The 18,548-nt window shown below is 70.0% G+C and carries 19 protein-coding genes and 1 tRNA gene; 16 read left to right on the top strand and 4 right to left on the bottom strand.

Features of this window, described 5'->3' with window-relative positions; all coding sequences use genetic code 11:
• Window positions 1-71: 71 nt before the first annotated feature.
• Window positions 72-1,277, top strand: a complete 1,206-nt coding sequence (locus tag SMIR_RS25495) for a glycosyltransferase family 2 protein (RefSeq protein ID WP_168491471.1) — start codon at window positions 72-74, stop codon at window positions 1,275-1,277.
• Window positions 1,278-1,400: 123 nt separating this feature from the next.
• Here the strand turns inward: SMIR_RS25495 and SMIR_RS25500 are convergent, their stop codons facing one another.
• On the bottom strand, window positions 1,401-2,801 hold the full coding sequence (locus tag SMIR_RS25500; RefSeq protein WP_168491469.1) for a polysaccharide pyruvyl transferase family protein: 1,401 nt from the start codon (window positions 2,799-2,801) through the stop codon (window positions 1,401-1,403).
• A 247-nt stretch (window positions 2,802-3,048) separates the two neighbouring features.
• Here SMIR_RS25500 and proB point away from each other — a divergent pair, with 247 nt between their 5' ends.
• From proB to SMIR_RS25525, 5 genes are all read left to right on the top strand, one after another.
• A complete protein-coding gene (gene proB, locus SMIR_RS25505) occupies window positions 3,049-4,188 on the top strand; it encodes a glutamate 5-kinase (protein ID WP_248002913.1) in 1,140 nt (379 codons plus the stop codon).
• Between the two features lie 203 nt (window positions 4,189-4,391).
• Entirely contained in the window at window positions 4,392-4,871 is a 480-nt protein-coding gene (locus SMIR_RS25510) for a DUF8830 family protein (protein ID WP_168501025.1), read from the top strand.
• Between the two features lie 61 nt (window positions 4,872-4,932).
• A complete protein-coding gene (locus SMIR_RS25515; RefSeq protein ID WP_095854712.1) occupies window positions 4,933-6,219 on the top strand; it encodes a glutamate-5-semialdehyde dehydrogenase in 1,287 nt (428 codons plus the stop codon).
• Window positions 6,220-6,308: 89 nt separating this feature from the next.
• Window positions 6,309-6,932: an SCO2584 family spore wall biosynthesis protein gene (locus tag SMIR_RS25520; protein WP_527252125.1), complete on the top strand. Its 624-nt coding sequence runs from the start codon at window positions 6,309-6,311 to the stop codon at window positions 6,930-6,932.
• 144 nt (window positions 6,933-7,076) lie between these two features.
• Window positions 7,077-8,144 (top strand): SCO2583 family membrane protein, encoded by a 1,068-nt coding sequence (locus SMIR_RS25525; protein WP_168491464.1) that lies wholly within the window; start codon window positions 7,077-7,079, stop codon window positions 8,142-8,144.
• Window positions 8,145-8,250: 106 nt separating this feature from the next.
• Here SMIR_RS25525 and SMIR_RS25530 read toward each other — a convergent pair whose 3' ends face one another.
• Window positions 8,251-9,405 carry a M48 family metallopeptidase gene (locus SMIR_RS25530; RefSeq protein WP_168491462.1) on the bottom strand — a complete coding sequence of 385 codons (1,155 nt, stop codon included), beginning with the start codon at window positions 9,403-9,405 and terminating at the stop codon, window positions 8,251-8,253.
• A gap of 103 nt (window positions 9,406-9,508) precedes the next feature.
• On the opposite strand from SMIR_RS25530, the gene SMIR_RS25535 reads away from it, so the two are divergent.
• The 7 genes from SMIR_RS25535 (at window position 9,509) to SMIR_RS25565 (ending at window position 14,177) form a co-directional block, all read left to right on the top strand.
• Entirely contained in the window at window positions 9,509-9,667 is a 159-nt protein-coding gene (locus tag SMIR_RS25535) for a hypothetical protein (RefSeq protein WP_168491460.1), read from the top strand.
• Between the two features lie 155 nt (window positions 9,668-9,822).
• A complete protein-coding gene (locus SMIR_RS25540) occupies window positions 9,823-9,984 on the top strand; it encodes a hypothetical protein (RefSeq protein WP_095854717.1) in 162 nt (53 codons plus the stop codon).
• Between the two features lie 247 nt (window positions 9,985-10,231).
• On the top strand, window positions 10,232-10,798 hold the full coding sequence (nadD, locus tag SMIR_RS25545) for a nicotinate-nucleotide adenylyltransferase (RefSeq protein WP_248297702.1): 567 nt from the start codon (window positions 10,232-10,234) through the stop codon (window positions 10,796-10,798).
• A 25-nt stretch (window positions 10,799-10,823) separates the two neighbouring features.
• On the top strand, window positions 10,824-12,647 hold the full coding sequence (locus SMIR_RS25550; RefSeq protein ID WP_212727424.1) for an LCP family protein: 1,824 nt from the start codon (window positions 10,824-10,826) through the stop codon (window positions 12,645-12,647).
• Between the two features lie 172 nt (window positions 12,648-12,819).
• Window positions 12,820-13,263 carry a ribosome silencing factor gene (rsfS, locus tag SMIR_RS25555; protein WP_168491454.1) on the top strand — a complete coding sequence of 148 codons (444 nt, stop codon included), beginning with the start codon at window positions 12,820-12,822 and terminating at the stop codon, window positions 13,261-13,263.
• A 113-nt stretch (window positions 13,264-13,376) separates the two neighbouring features.
• Complete coding sequence (locus tag SMIR_RS25560) at window positions 13,377-13,997, top strand: histidine phosphatase family protein (RefSeq protein WP_168501024.1); 621 nt, start codon at window positions 13,377-13,379, stop codon at window positions 13,995-13,997.
• Window positions 13,998-14,104: 107 nt separating this feature from the next.
• Window positions 14,105-14,177, top strand: a tRNA-Ala gene (locus SMIR_RS25565).
• 80 nt (window positions 14,178-14,257) lie between these two features.
• Here SMIR_RS25565 and SMIR_RS25570 read toward each other — a convergent pair.
• Window positions 14,258-15,175 carry a helix-turn-helix transcriptional regulator gene (locus tag SMIR_RS25570; protein WP_212727425.1) on the bottom strand — a complete coding sequence of 306 codons (918 nt, stop codon included), beginning with the start codon at window positions 15,173-15,175 and terminating at the stop codon, window positions 14,258-14,260.
• Between the two features lie 119 nt (window positions 15,176-15,294).
• On the opposite strand from SMIR_RS25570, the gene SMIR_RS25575 reads away from it, so the two are divergent.
• The 3 genes from SMIR_RS25575 (at window position 15,295) to SMIR_RS25585 (ending at window position 17,244) form a co-directional block, all read left to right on the top strand.
• Window positions 15,295-16,764: an MFS transporter gene (locus SMIR_RS25575; protein WP_211118709.1), complete on the top strand. Its 1,470-nt coding sequence runs from the start codon at window positions 15,295-15,297 to the stop codon at window positions 16,762-16,764.
• A 69-nt stretch (window positions 16,765-16,833) separates the two neighbouring features.
• The gene (locus SMIR_RS25580) at window positions 16,834-17,007 is read left to right on the top strand and encodes a hypothetical protein (RefSeq protein WP_101405208.1); all 174 of its coding nucleotides are present in this window, start codon (window positions 16,834-16,836) and stop codon (window positions 17,005-17,007) included.
• A 3-nt stretch (window positions 17,008-17,010) separates the two neighbouring features.
• Complete coding sequence (locus tag SMIR_RS25585; RefSeq protein ID WP_010986886.1) at window positions 17,011-17,244, top strand: hypothetical protein; 234 nt, start codon at window positions 17,011-17,013, stop codon at window positions 17,242-17,244.
• On the opposite strand, the gene SMIR_RS25590 is transcribed toward SMIR_RS25585, so the two are convergent.
• On the bottom strand, window positions 17,213-18,421 hold the full coding sequence (locus SMIR_RS25590) for a glycosyltransferase 87 family protein (RefSeq protein ID WP_249938476.1): 1,209 nt from the start codon (window positions 18,419-18,421) through the stop codon (window positions 17,213-17,215). The genes SMIR_RS25585 and SMIR_RS25590 overlap by 32 nt on opposite strands.
• Between the last annotated feature and the right edge of the window lie 127 nt (window positions 18,422-18,548).

The following is an 18,548-nucleotide window of genomic DNA, read 5'->3' on the forward strand; positions in this document are numbered from 1 at the left end:
GTACTTTCAACCGTCTTTGAGGTAGCCCTTGAGCTGATACAGGGGAAATGTTCGGATGACAATGGAGAAACGTGACCGTGACGCAGCCTGATGTGAGCGTGATCATCGGGGCGTACGAGGCCATGCCCTACCTGGTCAAGTGCCTGGAGTCGGTCGAGGCCCAGACGCTCGACCCCGCTCGTATCGAGGTCATAGCCGTCGACGACGGGTCGAAGGACGGCACCGGCGAGTACCTCGAGGAGTTCGCGGAGCGTGCGGCCATGGCCGTCACGGTGATCCGGCAGGCCAACTCCGGCGGCCCCAGCGGCCCGCGCAACGTCGGCCTCGACAAGGCCCGCGGTCGGTACGTCTTCTTCCTCGACGCCGACGACTACTTCGGCCCCGAGGCCCTGGAGCGCATGGTCGCCATGGCCGATGAGCACGCCACGGACGTCGTGCTCGGCAAGGTCATCGGCGTCAACCGCAACGCCCCCAAGTCGATGTGGGGCAAGAGCCAGCCCCGCACGGACGTCTTCTCCTCGCAGATCAAGTTCACGCTCAGCGCGCAGAAGCTCTTCCGGCGCGAGCTGCTCACCCGGCACGACATGCACTTCGACGAGTCGCTGAAGACCGGCGAGGACGCCCTCTTCACCATGGAGGCCTACCTCCGTGCCGACGGCGTCTCCGTGGTCGCCGACTACGACTGCTACTACCTCGTCGGCCGCGACGACGGAAAGCACGTCACCAAGAGCGGCAGCTACACCCTGCGCTTCGACTCCGCCCGCGCCCTGATGGGCCTGATCGCCGAGCACGTGCCCGCGGGCAAGCGCCGCGACGGCCTGATGGTCCGCCCCTTCCTCGTCACGCTGCTGCCGCAGTTCGGCCCCGTCTTCCTCAGAGATGACGAGGAGGTCAGACAGAACAAGCTCGTGCTGGCCAAGCCGCTGATCGACGCGTACTGGACCGAGGGGGTCGCGAACCGCCTCAAGGTCAACGAACGGCTCCGGGTGAACCTCGCCGGTCAGGGCCGGGGCGACCTGCTGGTGGACGTCCTGGACTTCATCAAGAAGAAGAAGGCGCCCACCCTCCACGTGGACCCGCGCAGCCGCAAGGCCTACCTCGCCTACCCGCACTTCCGGGACAAGGCGGCGCCGCTCCCGGACAGCTGGTTCATCCCGACCTCCCGCGAGACGGTCACCATCGAGAGCTTCAAGTTCGCCCCCGCTGCCCACTTCCCGGGCATGCGCACCGCCCGCAAGGTGGCGCGCAAGGTCCTCGGACCGCGCCGCGCGGGCTGACGAAGACGCCCGTTCCGCGGCCCGGAGGGCTACGGAACGGGCGTTCGGTGAACCGCCTGGCCATCAAGGCCGCCGATGAGGGCTTGCTCAGGGCCGGTGAGGGCTGCTCAAGGCCAGTAAGGGCTACTGGCGCCCCGACTGCAGAGCCTTCCGCAGCGGGCGCCCCACCGCTCGCCGGGCCATGCGATAGACGGAGCGCTGCGGCGCAGTCGCCGCGAGCGCCGGCTTCGCGGCGGTCTTGCGGGCCTTGTCGAGTTCACGCTTGAGCTTCGCGTTGTCCGTGGACAGTTCGCCGATACGGGTCTGGAGCCAGCCGAACCTGCTGGTCAGCGAGGCGACGTCGGCGTCGTTCCAGGGGCGGACGCCGGCCGGGAAGGCGAGCGAGCGCAGCCGCTTCTCGTGGGCCGCGCCCCCGTCGCCGTGCGTGAACGTGTTCTCCAGGCCGTTGCGCTCAAGGAAGCCCATGAAGCGGTCGAAGCGCTCCTGGTGGCCGCCCGTGAGCGCGCCGAAGTCCGCCTCCGCGTACAGCTCGGCCGGGTCGAGGTCCTCCGGCAGCGCGTTGATCCTGCGGTGCGGGATGCCGAAGTAGCGGCACAGCTCCAGGGTGCGCGAGTCGCCGCACAGTACGGTCGCGGGCGTACCGGCCAGCAGCGCCGCGATATTGCCGTGGATGCGGGAGCCGAACGAGAAGTCGAAGTCCCGCAGGTCGTCGATCCAGGTCACGGGGTCGATGTACACACGGACCTTGTCCTCGCGGTACATCGGGTGATCCGGGTGCGTGGGCATCGCGGTGACGGAACCGTTCGGATCCGACAGGTCGCGCCAGTGCAGCTGGCGGGCGTCGCTGAGGTTCTGTCCGACGAACCGCAGGTGGGGATAGCGGGCGTGCGCCCGGCGGATGACCCGGTCCAGGCCCTGCGACTTCACCGCGCTGTGCGAGCCGTTGATCGCGACCCGGGACTCGGGACCGAGCGCGGGCGCGTTCTTGCGTACGCCGAGCTCCCTGCCGTACATGAACATCGACGGGCAGCCGATGACCTCGACGTCACGGAAGCCCATGTCCTTCAGGTACCGCTCGGTGAACTCGCCGCGCACCCCGATGGACGCGCTGCGCTCGAGCACCGCGGTGACGAACTCCCGGACGGCCGGTTCCATGGGCTTCAGCCTGGCCGGGTTGTAGTCCAGACCGGTCTGCGCGCCGATGCCCGGTACGACCACCGGGATCTTCAACTTGCTGATGAGCTGTGTCAGCCGCCTGAGCTGGGGCTCGAACGAGGGCCGGAACGCGTTGGCCAGCGGAACGACGAAGGCGTCGTACTCCTCGTTGATGCGGCCCGCGGCGGCGACGTTGGTACGGATGCCGTTCGACACGACCTCGGCGCGAGGCGTCTCGAGGATCTTGTGCGCGGCGTCGCTGAAGATCAGGTTTCCCGCGTTGGTGGCGATGACGTCCTGGTGGAGAGCCTGCTCCACAGGGACGACGTCGTACGGGCTTTTCCCTGATCTCAGGAGTATGCGCTTCACCGGATGAACATTAGATGCCACGTTGGTCAACTTATCTTTGCGTCATCTTTAAGTTCCATAAGGAACCTGCACAACCTTTTTTGCATACGCGGGACGTGATCGAGCGGCTACGCCCCGGTGATCATGGGGGCAGGGCGCCGTCCGCAGGCTGGACCGGCGGGCGCCACCCCCGCCCCTTCGCGTAGATTGCCGGGCGGGACCGACGTGAGGGGACACAGCGCAGGTGGCAGGGCAGGTGACTGGGCACATGGCAGGCCAGGTGGCAGGGGCGAGGCAGGCCGTGGCCGGGGCCCACAGGATCGTCGTCAAGGTGGGTTCCTCGTCGCTGACCACGGCCGCGGGCGGACTCGACGCGGACCGTGTCGACGCGCTCGTCGACGTCCTCGCCAAGCACCGCAGCGGCGGCGAGAAGGAGATCGTCCTCGTCTCGTCCGGTGCCATCGCGGCCGGCCTCGCCCCGCTCGGGCTGCGTCGCCGCCCCAAGGACCTGGCCCGGCAGCAGGCCGCCGCCAGCGTCGGCCAGGGCCTCCTGGTCGCCCGCTACACCGCCTCCTGCGCCCGCCATGGCGTCCGTGTCGGCCAGGTGCTCCTCACCTCCGACGACACCAGCCGGCGTGCCCACCACCGCAACGCCGCCCGCACCCTCGACAAGCTCCTCGCGATGGGCGCCCTGCCGGTCGTCAACGAGAACGACACCGTCGCCACGGACGAGATCCGCTTCGGCGACAACGACCGGCTCGCCGCGCTCGTCGCCCACCTCGTACGGGCCGACCTGCTGGTCCTGCTCTCCGACGTGGACGGCGTGTACGACGGCGACCCCAGCAAGCCGGGCACCTCGCGGATAGCGGAGGTCCGCGAGCCGCGGGACCTCGCGCACGTCGACATCGGCAGCGCGGGCAAGGCAGGCGTCGGCACCGGCGGCATGGTCACCAAGGTCGAGGCGGCCCGGATCGCGGCGGCCGCGGGCATCCCCGTGGTGCTCACCTCCGCCGTACACGCCGCCGATGCCCTCGCGGGCGGGGATACGGGCACGTACTTCCACCCCACCGGCAAGCGCTCCGCCGACCGGCTGCTGTGGCTGCAGCACGCCTCGACCCCGCAGGGCGCGCTCGTCCTCGACGACGGGGCCGTGCGCGCCGTCGTCGACCGGCGCACCTCGCTGCTGCCGGCGGGTATCGCGGCCGTCGAGGGCGACTTCACCGCGGGCGACCCCGTCGAGCTGCGCGACGGCACGGGGCGGGCGGTCGCGCGGGGCCTGGTGAACTTCGACGCCAAGGAGATCCCCCAGCTCATCGGGCGCTCGACCCGCGAGCTGGCCCGCGAGCTGGGCCCGGAGTACGAACGCGAGGTCGTACACAGGGACGACCTCGTGCTCCTGCATCCGTAAGACGCCTGTTCCGCACGACCTCCGAAACAGCTGTCCAGTACACCCGTAAAAGGCCGATTCCGAGGCCCCCGCCGGGGGACGTTGTGTAAAAGCGCCACACGGCGGCTCCCCACCTGCTCAACTTTGTTGCGGGGAGACCCCGATGCAGCCCGATGCAGTACGACATTGCGGACCATTGCGAAAAGGAGGCCGTCGTGAGACGAGTGCGCCCTGGGGCGGCGGCGTCCCGCGGCGGTGCCGCCTCCCGGGCGGGTGGTCCGGCTGCCCGCGCGGCAGGCGAGGAACGGGCCCTGACGAGTGTCGCGGCCGGTGACACCTACGAGGGCGGGAAGCCGGCCGACCAGCCCCGGCTGTGGCATGTCACGCTGAGCGTCTCGGGTGGCGAGGCCCCGTTGAAGGAGGTCAGGCGCGCCCTCGAACAGCTGGCCCACGACCACCCGTTTCTGCTGACCAGCCGCTACGCCAACGACCATGCGGAGATCCGCTACTGGGAAGAGGCCCGCGACCTGCACGACGCGGCGGCCGTCGCCCTGCGCCTGTGGGGTGAGCACCGCCAGACCGCCAAGCTCCCGCCCTGGGAGATCGTCGGCCTGGAGGTCATCGACCGCGAGACGTACCACCAGCGAATCGCGGAGGGGTATGGGCCACTTCCGGCCACTCCGGTCGGAGTCCATCCCTTTTGACCCTGTCTCGGGGTGTGGGACAGCCGCTGGACGGGTCCGTCCGGCGCACTACCCTTCCGATATGACCACGCTCTCGCCGTACGACTCGATGTCCCCGGTCACCCAGGCCGCCTACCGCGCCAAGGCCGCCGCCGCCGATCTCGCACCCCTGCCGCGGGCCGAGAAGGACGACGCGCTGCTCGCGATCGCGGACGCGCTGGAGGTCCGTACGAGCGAGATCGTCGCGGCCAACGCCAAGGACATCGCGCGCGCCCGCGAGGCCGGCACCAGCGAGACCGTCATCGACCGGCTCACGCTCACGCCCGAGCGCGTGCGTGCCATCGCCTCGGACGTGCGGGACGTCGTCTCGCTGCCCGACCCGGTCGGCGAGGTCGTGCGCGGCTCGACCCTCCCGAACGGCATCGACCTGCGCCAGGTCCGCGTCCCGCTCGGCGTCGTCGGGATCATCTACGAGGCCCGCCCGAACGTCACGGTCGACGCCGCCGCCCTCTGCCTGAAGTCGGGCAACGCCGTCCTGCTGCGCGGCTCCTCCTCGGCCTTCGAGTCGAACACCGCCCTGGTCCGAGTGCTGCGCGACGCCGTGGGCGGCGCCGGACTGCCCGCCGACGCCATCCAGCTGGTGCCCGGCGAGGGCCGCGAGTCGGTGCGCGAGCTGATGCGCGCCCGCGGTCTGGTCGACGTCCTCATCCCGCGCGGCGGCGCCTCGCTGATCCGCACGGTGGTCCAGGAGTCCACCGTCCCCGTCATCGAGACCGGCACGGGCAACTGCCATGTGTACGTCGACGCGAACGCCGACCTCGACATGGCGATCGACATCCTGATCAACTCCAAGGCGCAGCGGCCCAGCGTCTGCAACTCCGCCGAGACGCTCCTCGTGCACCAGGACATCGCCCCCGAGTTCCTGCCGCGCGCCCTGGACGCCCTCGCGGACGCCGGGGTCACCGTGCACGCCGACGAGCGCGTCCTCGCCTACGCCAAGGACTCCAAGGCCACCGTCGTCGAGGCCACGCCCGAGGACTGGGAGACCGAGTACCTCTCGTACGACATCGCCGCCGCCGTCGTCGACTCGCTCGACCGGGCCGTCGAACACATCCGGCTGTGGACCTCCGGCCACACCGAGGCCATCGTCACCACCTCGCAGCAGGCCGCCCGCCGCTTCACCCAACTGGTGGACTCCACCACGGTCGCCGTGAACGCCTCGACCCGCTTCACCGACGGCGGCCAGTTCGGCTTCGGCGCCGAGATCGGCATCTCCACGCAGAAGCTGCACGCGCGGGGGCCGATGGGGCTGCCGGAGCTGACGAGCACCAAGTACATCGTCACGGGTGACGGACACATCCGGCGCTGAGCCCGCGCTCCGCGTGAGCCGCGTCTCGTCAGGCGGATGAATTTCCATACCGTCTGCCCAAAATGACCCCCCAGGTCTACTCTGGATCCGTGCCGGAGGACGTGGGGGGCACGCCGTTCCCTGACGGCTGGGAGCCCGACGACGACCGCGATCGCGGGGGTGCGGACGAAGAGTTCGCCTCCGTGGTCTTCGACGAGGACTTCGTACGTGCGGCGGTGATCCATGAGCCGACCGCCGTCGAACGCCTCCTAGCAGCCGCGCAGGCCCGCGCGGAGGCCTCAGAGGCCGAGGCGCGCCGGGCGCACTCCCGGGGTGCCCGCGGCGACGACGAGCGCTATGAGGACGGGTTCGGCCCGGACGGCCCTGGCGATTACGGCCATGACCCGGACCTGGACGACCTCGACGACACCGAGATCCTCGAAGGCCGCTACGGAGTGCCGGGCTCGTACGGCAGATACGGCAGGGCCTACGGGAAACAGGCCCGCTGGCACCGCCCCGTCGCCTGGGTGCTCGCCCTGGTGATGGGCGTCGGCATGGTCGCCCTGGCCTTCACGGCGGTCTACCGGGGGGCCTCCTCGGGCCGCCAGGACCAGGTCCCGCCACCCGCCTCCACGGGCCTTGAGCAAGGCCAGGACAAGGTCACCGGCACCGGCCCCTCCGCTTCGGCCGAGTACTCCCATTCGGCCGTGTCCGCGGTTCCCCGAACGCCCTGACACCCATGACGCCCGCGCCGCCCCTGACAGCCCTTCGAACATTCTGACGATCGCGGCGGTCCTTGGCGATCCTGGTGAGAACCTGTCAGAAGTTGTCGTGTACCACGGCGTTTACCTGAGCCCCCGGAGACCTACCCTGAAGGTATGGGCGGGCCTGGAGACCCACCTGAGGGGACACCCGAGGGCGCTCCCGCTGGTGGAGAGGACGAATACCGATCCGTCGTCTTCGACGAGTCGTTCGTCCGTGCTGCCCGCCTCCAGGAGTTCTCCGCGCAGGAGCGGATGGCCGACCACGCCCCGGCCGTACGCCGCCGCCCCACCCTCCAGCGCGGTCTGCCCCGGCAGGCGCTGATACTGGTCCTGCTGATCGCCGTCGCCTTCGGCACCGCGATCTACATGGGCGTGCGGCACCCGTACCAGACCCCGGCCGCCCAGTCCCCCGAACCGCTGCGGATGACCGTCATACCCCTCGCGCCCCAGACCGCCGTGCCGGGGGCCGCGAGCGCCGAGGAGCTGTACGCGCACAGCCCGGCCGCCCAGTTCGCCGTCGGTGCCGACGGCATCGCGCTGCCCGCCTACCGGCGCACCGCGCACTTCTCCGACAGCCAGGTCGTGGCCGCCCTGACCACCGCCAAGGACTACCTCGTGAAGTCCTCGCTCGACCCGGAGGTGCTCACGGGCGTCACCAACCGGCCCGTACGGATCCTGCTCGCCCCACAGCAGCTCGACCAGTTCGACCAGAGCTTCGACCACCCGGCCGCCGACGGTCGGCACGCGCCCACCGGCTGGCTGGTCCGCTTCGACCCCACCCGCGCCCAGCTCGCCGACTCCAGGATCAGGGTGCAGGGCACTCTTCAGGCCGCCGAGTTCGACTCCAGCACCCTTGAGGTCGTCGCCGACCACACCTTCGTGTACGCCCTGAAGCCGGCCGGCTCGGACCCCAAGGCGAAGGCCTCGCTGTTCACTGTCCGGCGCGAGCTGCAGTTCCGCTTCGACCGCGACGACCTGCGCATGCACCAGGCCGAGCTGGTCGTCTCCTACGTCCAGGCCGGGCCGCTCGCCTGCTCCGAGGACTCGGTGACCCATCTGCACCCGCTGCTCGCGGGCCAGACGGCGAAGGCGGGCGGCCCGGCCGGCACCGACCCGTACGCGACGGGCAGCGCGACGGCACTGTGCGGCTCACTGGCGACGAGCTCGCAGCCCAAGGTCTGACGGCCCAAAGGTCTGGCGGCCCAAGGTCCGACAGCCGAGGTTCTGCCGACCGAGGGTCTGACCGTGACCGTCGCGTCCTCGGTGCCCGTGCCCGTGCCCGTGCGCGTCAGTCGTCGTCCTCGGGGGTGCTGTCCCGGGGCGGCTGGTCCTTCGGCGAGGTCCGGTCCTCGGGGGCGGTCCGGTCGTTCGGGGCGGTCTGGTCCTTGGGAGTGCCGCCGGCGAAGCCCCCGAACCCGCGCCGCACCCGCCCGCCGAGGTCACCCGCGCCCCCCGCGATGTCGCTGACCAGCTTCATCAGCGGGTCCTTGGAGTTCTTGACGTCCGTGGCATAGCTCGCGGCCGACTGCCGGAAGGAGTCCGAGACCGAGGTCTCCTTGTCCTCGCTGCGCCGCGGATAGTGACCGTCCATGATCCGCTGGTAGTCGCGGGACTCGGCCCACTTCTTCAGCTCGGCGGCCCGCACGGTGGTGAAGGGGTGTGTGCGGGGGAGGGTGTTGAGGATCTTGAGCACGGAGTCGCGCAGGTCGCCCCCGGCCTCGTACTCCTCGGCCTGCTCGAGAAACGCGTCCACGTTCATCTCGTGCAGGTGATTGCCTCCCGCGAGCTTCATCAGGCCGCGCATCGAGGCCTTCAGGTCCTGCCCGACGAGGAGCCCCGCCCGGTCGGCCGACAGCTCCGACTTGCGGAACCACTCGCGCAGCGCGGTCACGATCGCCATGATCGCGATGTTGCCCAGCGGGATCCAGGCCACCCGGAGCGCCAGATTGGTCAGGAAGAGCAGGATCGTGCGGTAGACGGCGTGGCCGGAGAGCGCGTGACCGACCTCGTGCCCGACGACGGCCCGCATCTCCTCCTCGTCCAGCAGCTCGACGAGCCCGGTCGTCACGACGATGATCGGCTCGTCCAGGCCGATGCACATCGCGTTCGGCTGCGGGTCCTGGGCGACGTACATCGGCGGGACCTTCTCCAGGTCCAGGATGTGGCAGGCGTCCCGCAGCATGGTGTTGAGGTGCGCGAACTGGGCGTCGGAGACGCGCACCGAGTCGGACAGGAACAGCAGCCGCAGGCTGCGCTCGGGCAGCAGGCCGCTCAGGGCCTTGAAGACCGTGTCGAAGCCGCTGAGCTTGCGCAGGGCCACCAGGGCCGAGCGGTCCGCCGGGTGTTCGTAGGTGCGCGAGGAGATCCCCTCGAAGCGCCTGCGCTGCCTGCTCGGCACGTTCTCGTGCTCGTGCCCGTTCTGCTGGTGGCCGTTGTCGGACATGTGTTCCCCCATGCGCGTCTGAGTGCCTTTTGTGCCCCCAAGGCACGGCCCAGCCTAGGCGGAGATACCGTGGACGGGCAGTACAGAGAAGGAGTCCATCACCATGGAGCACATCCCCGCAGCCGCCTGGCTCACCGAGGCCGCGAGCGCGGCAGACAAGCAGGGCCCGGGCAATCTGCTCCGTGTCGTGCTGATCGTGATGATCGTCGGGGTGGGCCTGACCGCCTGGTTCCTGCTGCGCGGGTACAAGCGGGACGACTGACGCGTGGACAGGCGGGACCACTGAGGCGTGTGCCGGCCGGGGAGGCCTGAGCAACCGGCGTCCCCGACGGCGGAGTCGGCGTGATCGCGACCGAGGCCCCCGCATACGATGGACCGACGTCTTTATCCCGCCCACACCGGATAGGTCCTGCCGAGATGAGCTTCCACAGCACCGCTGCACAGTTGGTCACCGTTGCCGCCGAGGGCGAGCAGGGGGGCAACCACGAGAGCCTCAACCCGTTCCTGACCGGCGGCGGCGCACTGTTCGTGCTGCTCCTGCTGCTGTGGATCACCACGCGTTTCAACCGCGACCGCTGAGGCTTTTCGGCCGTTCGGAGCCGTCCCGGGGACCCCTGTCGGGCGGAGCCCGTCGACCGGGCCGGTAGGGTCTGCACGCATGGGAGAGCAGGACATGCCTACCGGTCCGGCGAGTGGCACGGAGGGCGGCGCCGTCGGCGGCGCCGCGGGTGACGCGCTCGGCGGCGCGGTGAGAGGCGGGGTGAGCCGGCTGACGACCGGCCCCGGGAACGGCCCCTCGAATCCGGGCAAGCGCCGCCTCGGCGTCATGGGCGGAACGTTCGACCCGATCCACCACGGGCACCTCGTGGCGGCCAGCGAGGTCGCCGCGCAGTTCCACCTCGACGAGGTGGTGTTCGTACCGACCGGGCAACCGTGGCAGAAGTCCGACCGGAAGGTCTCACCGGCCGAGGACCGCTATCTGATGACGGTCATCGCCACCGCCGAGAACCCGCAGTTCTCGGTGAGCCGCATCGACATCGACCGCGGCGGCCCGACCTACACCACGGACACCCTGCGCGACCTGCGCGCTCTCAACCCCGACACCGATCTCTTCTTCATCACCGGTGCCGACGCGCTCGGCCAGATCCTCACTTGGCGGTACGCGGAGGAGCTGTTCTCCCTCGCGCACTTCATCGGAGTCACCCGACCCGGTCACACCTTGACCGACCCGGGCCTGCCCGAGGGTGGCGTCTCGCTGGTCGAGGTTCCCGCGCTGGCCATCTCCTCCACAGACTGCCGTGCGAGAGTCGCCAAGGGCGACCCCGTCTGGTATCTGGTGCCGGACGGTGTGGTGCGCTACATCGACAAGCGCGAGCTGTACCGCGGCGAGTGAGGCGAGTGAGCCGAGAGGGGCACCGGTGAACGACCGATACGACGGATACGCGGACGGCGACCAGTACGAGCTCGTCGGCTACGACGAGTTCGGGCAGCCTGTATACCGGCAGGTGCCGCGCCAGCAGCCCCAGCGGGGCTACGACCCGTACGCACAGCCGCAGCAGCCCCAGCAGCACCAGGGCTACGGCTACGACCCCTACGCGACCGGCGCGGGGGGCTACGACACAGGTCAGCAGCAGCCCGTGTCCTCGTACGACACCGGTCAGCAGACCGCGGTCCCCGGCTACGACCCCTACGACCCGTACGGATCCGGCGCGTCCGGGACGACAACGTCGTACGACCCCTACGGGCAGACGGCGCAGACGACGCAGTCGGCGCACACGGGTCAGACCGGGCAGGCTGGTCAGGTCGGGCAGACGGGGCGGGCCGGGCAACCGGGCCAGTCCCGGAGCGGCACCGGCGCCGCGGGCAGGAGCACCGGGCAGCAGCCGCGGGTGGCCGAGCAGACTGCCTACATCCCGCAGCAGGCGCGCCACTCGGAGGAGAACGAGCCCCGGGCCGACCGGGACTACCGCACCGAGCAGTTCGCCTTCGTCGAGGAGCAGGAAGCCGAGCCCGAAGACGTCATCGACTGGCTCAACTTCACCGAGAACCGCACCGAGCGCCGCGAGGAGGCCAAGCGCCGCGCCCGCAGCAGGGTCGTCGCTCTGACCGTGGTGCTCGCCCTGGTCGTGGTCGGCGGCGTCGGCTACCTCTGGTACGCGGGGAAGCTGCCCGGCACCTCCTCCGGCGGCAAGTCCGCCGCGACGACGGCCACGGGTGCCCAGAACCGCGATGTGATCGTCGTCCACCTGCACAACACGAAGGGCGGCGGCACCTCCACGGCGCTGCTCGTCGACAACACCACCACCAAGCAGGGCACCACCGTCCTGCTGCCCAACACCCTTGCCCTGACGGACGACAGCGGCTCGACGACCACGCTCGCCAAGTCGGTCGGCGACGACGGCTCCTCCGGGACCCGGGACGCGATCGACACGGTGCTCGGGACCAACATCCAGGGCACCTGGCGCCTCGACACCCCCTACCTCAACAACCTCGTCGACCTCGTCGGCAACATCGACCTCACCACCAACGCCGATGTGCCGAACCCCGATGCGAAGAAGAAGGGCGAGGCGCCCCTCGTGAAGAAGGGCGAGAACCAGACCCTCAGCGGCAAGATGGCCGTCGACTACGCCACCTACCGGGCCTCCGGCGAAGCCCAGAACGCACAGTTGGAGCGGTTCGGACAGGTCATGCAGGGCGTGCTGCGCAAGCTGTCCTCGGACAAGCAGGCCGCGACCACCACCGTGCAGACCCTGGCGCAGATCCTCGACCCCTCGCTGACCGACCAGGACCTCGGCGCCTTCCTCGCCAAGCTTGCCGACCTCGCCAAGGGCGGCGACTACAAGACGGCGCTGTTGCCCGTGCAGCAGGACGGCACCCTGAGCGAGAGCGCCACCAACAGCGTGGTCAAGGACGTCCTCGGCGGCACCGCCAAGAGTCCCGCCGCCGACGCCGCCGTCCGTGTCGGCATCAAGAACGCCACCGGGAACAAGGACGCCACCGAGAAGGCCCGCGTCGTCCTGGTCAACGGCGGCTACACCTTCCTGGACTCCGGCACCGGCGCCACCGCGCAGAGCGTGTCCCAGATCACGTACGCCGATGCCGCCAGGAAGAACGACGCCATCGAGGTCGCGAAGACCCTCGGCCTGCCCACCAGCATCGTGAAGAAGGGCAGTGGCTCGTCCAACGCGGACGTCTCGGTGGTCCTCGGCCAGGACTACAAGGTGACCACCTCCACCGGGTGATCACGGTGACCACTCCACTGGGTGATCACGAAGAGTGGTCGCGGGTCACCCTCCGGAGCGGTCGGCGCCACGTTCCGGGGCCCCCGGGACGTGGCCACGGAAACGCGTGGGGCGCCGTCGGCGGTCCGTGAGACCCTTGAGTCATTACTGACCGCCGACGGAAAGCCGCGTAGTGACCGCCACGGACCGCTCCATCGAGCTCATCACCACCGCCGCGCAGGCGGCCGCCGACAAGCTCGCGCACGACATCATCGCCTACGACGTCAGCGACGTTCTCTCGATCACCGACGCCTTCCTGCTGGCGTCCGCCCCCAACGACCGCCAGGTCAAGTCGATCGTCGACGAGATCGAGGAGCGGCTGAACAAGGAGCTCGGTGCCAAGCCGGTGCGCCGCGAGGGCGACCGCGAGGCCCGCTGGGTGCTGCTCGACTACGTCGACATCGTGGTGCACGTGCAGCACAGTGAGGAGCGTGTCTTCTACGCTCTGGAGCGGCTGTGGAAGGACTGCCCGGAGCTTGACCTGCCCGCCGACGCCAAGGCCACCCGCGGCAAGGCCGCCGAGCACGCCAAGCTGCAGGCCGAGGAGGACTCCGCCGAACTCGGGGAGCTGCGGTGACCGCGGCGGGGGCCGAGGCGGCCAGGACATCCGCCACGGGTGACGCCCAGGCGCAGCGACAGCCGACCGTCGCGGGCGTCGAGGCCGGGACGAAGCCGGGCCGCGGTCGCCGCATCATTCTGTGGCGGCACGGCCAGACGTCCTGGAACGTGGATCGCCGCTTCCAGGGCACCACGGACGTCGAGCTCACCGAGGCGGGCCTCGGCCAGGCCCGCCGCGCCGCCCGGTTGCTCGCCTCGCTGAAGCCCGACGCGATCGTCGCCTCGGACCTCCAGCGCGCCGCGAACACGGCCGCCGAGCTGTCCACGCTCACCAGCATCGACGTCATCCACGACGAGGGCCTGCGCGAGACCTACGCGGGCGTCTGGCAGGGGCTGACGCACGAGGAGATCATCGCCCAGTACGGCGACGAGTACGCCGCCTGGAAGCGTGGTGAGCCGGTGCGCCGCGGTGGTGGCGAACTGGAGACCGAGGTCGCCGACCGCGCCGCCCCCGTGGTGCTGTGCCACGCCGACAAGCTCCCCGAGGACGGCACCCTCGTGGTGGTCAGCCACGGCGGCACCATCCGCACCACCATCGGGCGCCTGCTCGGCCTGGAGTCCCGGCACTGGGAGAGCCTCGGCGGCCTCTCCAACTGCTGCTGGTCCGTCCTCGGAGAAGGCGCGCGGGGCTGGCGGCTGCTCGAGCACAACGCCGGCACACTGCCGGAGCCGGTGCTCGGCGACGACGACTGAGCTGCCCCCTGTCCGGTCCCGGGGGCCCGGCGGGACCGGATTTCACTTTCTGGCAGGTCGCAGGCTAAAGTTCTTCTTGTTCGCCCCGCCGGGCGGGAAGAACGCAAGGGGCTATAGCTCAGTTGGTAGAGCGCCTGCATGGCATGCAGGAGGTCAGGAGTTCAATTCTCCTTAGCTCCACAGATCGACTCTCTTGAGTTGTCAAAGATCAACACAGGTCAGTGATGAGAATCCCGTTCCTTTCGAGGGGCGGGATTTTTTCATGTCCCCCAGGATGTCGGTGACATGGGCGACACCGGTCCCAGGGATGCAGTGGCCGCTTCGAGTGACGGTGGCCACAACCGCTCCCGCCGCTCGCGCAGAACCGCCAGCCCCTTGCGCGCCTTCTCGTCGTCCGGGGTGTAGGCGACGATCCGGCACTCCGGCATCCCGTCGATGGACAGTGACACCGAGGTCATCCGCAGCTCGCCCACCGCCTCATGGCGGAACGTCTTCACACGCGGTCCCGGCGGGAGGACGTCCCCGCCCGCCCACAACTCGGCGAAGCGCGGGCTGGCGGCCGACAGCCCGCGTATGTAGTCCTCCCAGGCGGGCTCGCCGACATGTCTGCCGTACGCGGAGCGCAGCGTCGCCACCATCAACGGCAGTTCGCTGTCCCGGAACACCACGGGGCAGCCGGGCTCGGGCACGGTGAACAGGGTCCACAGCACGTTGGGAACGCCGATGTCGAGCGTCTGTGGCACGAAGAACAGGTCCCGGTAGGGGGGGTTGGCGGCCAGGATGTCGTACCGCGAGTTGTAGACCGCCGCCGGGCGCGGATCGAGGGCGTCGATGATGCCCTGGATCTCCGCGCTCACGGTCTGCGCGGGGAGCTCCGGCTCGGACTCGTAGGGCACTTCGGCCAAGTGGTACAGATGCTCCCGCTCGGTCTGGTCCAGGCGCAGGGTGCGCGCCACCGCGTCCAGGACCTGAGGAGAGGCGTTGATGGGGCGGCCCTGCTCCAGCCATGTGTACCAGGTCACACCGACCCCGGAGAGCTGCGCGACCTCTTCGCGGCGCAGCCCCGGCGTACGGCGCCGGAAGCCCGGGGGCATCCCCACGTCGGCGGGTGTCACCCGCGCCCGCCGGCCGCGCAGAAAGCCGGCCAGCTCCGGCCTGCGACGCTGTGTCGTGTTCATCGGCTTCACTTCCCCCGTCTTCCATCGTCCGCGCCGAACCCGACCGCTGCCAGGTGCTGTCAGTACCAGCATCGGCGGGCTCTCGGCACCCGTATCCGGCCGACGCCAGGCTCGGAGTCATGACGACGACAACCCCCGCGGGCCCAGGTGCCGCAGCGGATTCAAGTCCTGCGACCAGTAAAGCCCCCGGCACTGACAATCGCCCCGGACGGCTGCTCGCGGCCGTGCTCACAGCCCAGTTCATGGCGCTGCTCGACGTTTTCATCGTGAACGTCGCCGTGCCCACGATCGGTTCCGAACTCCACGCGTCCGGCGCCGGAATGCAGTTGGTGGTCGCCGGATACTCCATCGCGTACGCCGTACTGCTGATCACCGGCGCGCGCCTCGGCGACCTGCTCGGTCACCGTCGCGTCCACCTCGCCGGACTCGCGCTGTTCACCGCGGCCTCGCTGGCGTGCGGACTCGCACGGGGAACCGGGGAGTTGATCGCCTTCCGGCTGGTGCAGGGCGCAGGTGCGGCCGTGATGATCCCGCAGGTGCTCAGCCTGATCCAGCGCCACTTCACCGGCGAGGCCCGGGCCCGTGCCCTCGGCGCGTACTCCGCCGTCGTCGCGACGGGTGCCGCGGCCGGACAGGTGCTGGGCGGTGTCCTGGTCAGCGCCGACCTGTTCGGCACCGGCTGGCGGCCGGTGTTCCTCGTCAACGTGCCCGTGGGCCTCGTACTCCTGGCCGTCGGCCACCGCGTCCTGCCACGGGACGCCGCGGGAGCCGTGGAGCGCTCACGCGGCCTCGACCTGCCGGGCCTCGTCCTGCTCGGCGCCGCCGTGTCGCTGCTCACCGTGCCGCTCGTGCTCGGTCAGGAGGAGGGCTGGCCGCTGTGGTCCTGGCTGTCGCTCGGCGCGGCCGCGGTCCTCTTCACCCTTCTCTGTCTGTACGAGTCCCGGCTCGCCCGGCGGGGTGGAGCGCCGCTGATCTCACCCCGGGTGCTGCGCCACCCCGGCATGGGTCTCGCGGTCTTCCGCCTGCTCGCGGTGATGGCGGTCAACGCGGGCTTCCTGTTCGCTCTGACCCTGCACGTTCAGGGCGGGCTCGGGTACAGCGCGCTGCGCGCCGGACTCACCTTCGCGCCGACCGCGGTGGTCTTCGGCCTGGTCGGTCTGACCTGGCGCAACTGGCCGACCGCTCTGCAACGTGTCCTGATCCCCACCGGCTTCGTCATCGCCGCCGTGTCCGTCGCCGGCGTCGGAACCGTGCTGAAGGGCGGGGGCGACGGCGGTCCCTGGCTGTATGTGGCGTTCGCAGGCGTGGGGACCGGCCTCGCGCTGGGCTTCAGTCCCACGCTGACCAGGGCTCTGGCCACGGTACGGCCCGAGGACGCGGCGGACGCGAGTGGACTGCTCGCGACGGTCGCCCAGCTCGGTCAGCTGATCGGTGTCGCGGCCTTTGGCACACTCTTCTTGAACCGACTTGAGTCACTTGGGGCTCCGGGGGCGTATACCTCTGCGGACGCGCTCCTCATGTGCACGTATGCGCTGGCCGCGACGGCCACGTCGGGTGCCGTGTCCGGACTGGTACGAAGGCGTCGCTGACCGTATTGCTCCGGCCGTGGCAGAATCAAACGGCCGGAAGGGGGCGCGGCCCGACGGGAGGGAGAAGCGATGCCTGCGAGCATCCTCGAGGAGGTCGATGATCTCCTCGACGTGGCACAGACACGTAGAAGAGCCACTCTCCTCGACTGTCCTTCCTGCGGATCGGTCCACGTCGCCCAGGTCCTCGGCGACAACGGCGGGATCTCCTACGTGTGCACGGCCTGCGGCCACAGCTGGAGCTGATCGATGGGTGCACACAGGCGGAAGTGCGATTGGTGCGGCAGTGGTACGCCGATCGTCCGCGACATGGAGCCGGTCAACCACGACTACCAGTACTGGTGTGAGGAGTGCGCGCGGGCGCTGATCATAAAAGGCGACCCGATCGAGACGTACCGCGAGTTGGAGGGCGAGCCGATCTACGGCCGGCTCCTCGACGAGCACTGCACGCTCAAACGGTTCTATTCGTTCGCCACAGCCTGACCCCGATCAGGGTCAGGAAGACGAGACCGGCTCCTTCGTAGAGGGCCGACAACGTCAACTGGGCGCCCGTCTGTTGCAGTTCGAGCCGTCCCGGGCCGTGTGGCACCCACCACAGCGCGTACGAGCAGAAGACCAGCGCCGTACCGATGGCGGTCACCGGCGCCGCACCGACGGCGGCCGCCCGGCCGCGCGTGCCGAGGATCAGCACCATCGGCACGCACCACACCCAGTGGTGCGACCATGACACCGGACTGATCAGCAGTGCCGTGACCGCGCAGACGGTCACCGCCCAGTCGCGCCGCCCGCGCAGCTCCGCCGCCACGGCGACCCCGAGGCCCAGGGAGCCCGTCACGGCCGCCGCGGCGACCCACCAGAAGCCCGGCTGAGTGGTGTGCAGCAGCCGGGCCAGTACCCCGCGCAGCGACTGGTTCGCGGTGTCCTCCACGAGCCCGACCCGGCCTGTCTCGAAGACCATGCGGCTCCAGAAGCGCCACGAGTCGTACGGCAGGGCGGAGGTCGCCAGCAGGGTTGCCCCGGCGAACGTGACGCCCGCCCCGCGCGCGTGCCGCAGCCAGGGGCCTCCGGGGCTCCGCCGTGCGTATGTCACGGCACCGGTGACCAGCAGGAACACCGCGAAGAGCGCCGGTGTCAGCTTGATCGCCGCCGCGAGTCCGATGCCCACTCCGGCCCAGCGGTGCCAGGGCCGCCGCGTCAGGTCCCACAGCACCAGTACTCCGAGCAGCAGATTGATCTGCCCGTACCGCACGGTCGTCCACACCGGCTCGCACCACACGGCCGCCGCGGAAGCCCACCAGACGCTCTCCACGCGCGCGTGGTCGACGAGCCGTAGCGAGAGGGTCACGAACACCACAAGAAGGGCCAGATTTCCGGCCGTCGCCAGGGTCCGCATGGCCGACGTGTCCAGCAGAGTCAGCGGTGTGAACAGCAGCGCCGCGAACGGCGGGTAGGTGGTCGGCAGATGGGCCTCGGTCGTACGCAGCGCGTAGAGGTCGCCGCCCGCGCGGACGGTCTCGCCCTCCGCCCGGTACACCATCAGGTCGATCATCGACACGTGCGCGGCCCGCTGCGCCCACCAGAAGGCGGCGAAGGACAACAGGCACGCCCCCAGGGCGACGGGCGCACTGCGGCGGACACGGGGGAGCGCGATCACGGTCACGAAGGCCGACACTATCCCTCATGTCCGCATTGTCCGCACGGCACGGAATCGATTTGGTGGTCCACGGGGAGGACCGTGTAATGTTGGCGTCGCCGCCGGGGAAACCGGGCGACACGGTCGATATGCG

It is taken from the genome of Streptomyces mirabilis (assembly GCF_018310535.1).
Taxonomy (GTDB): domain Bacteria; phylum Actinomycetota; class Actinomycetes; order Streptomycetales; family Streptomycetaceae; genus Streptomyces.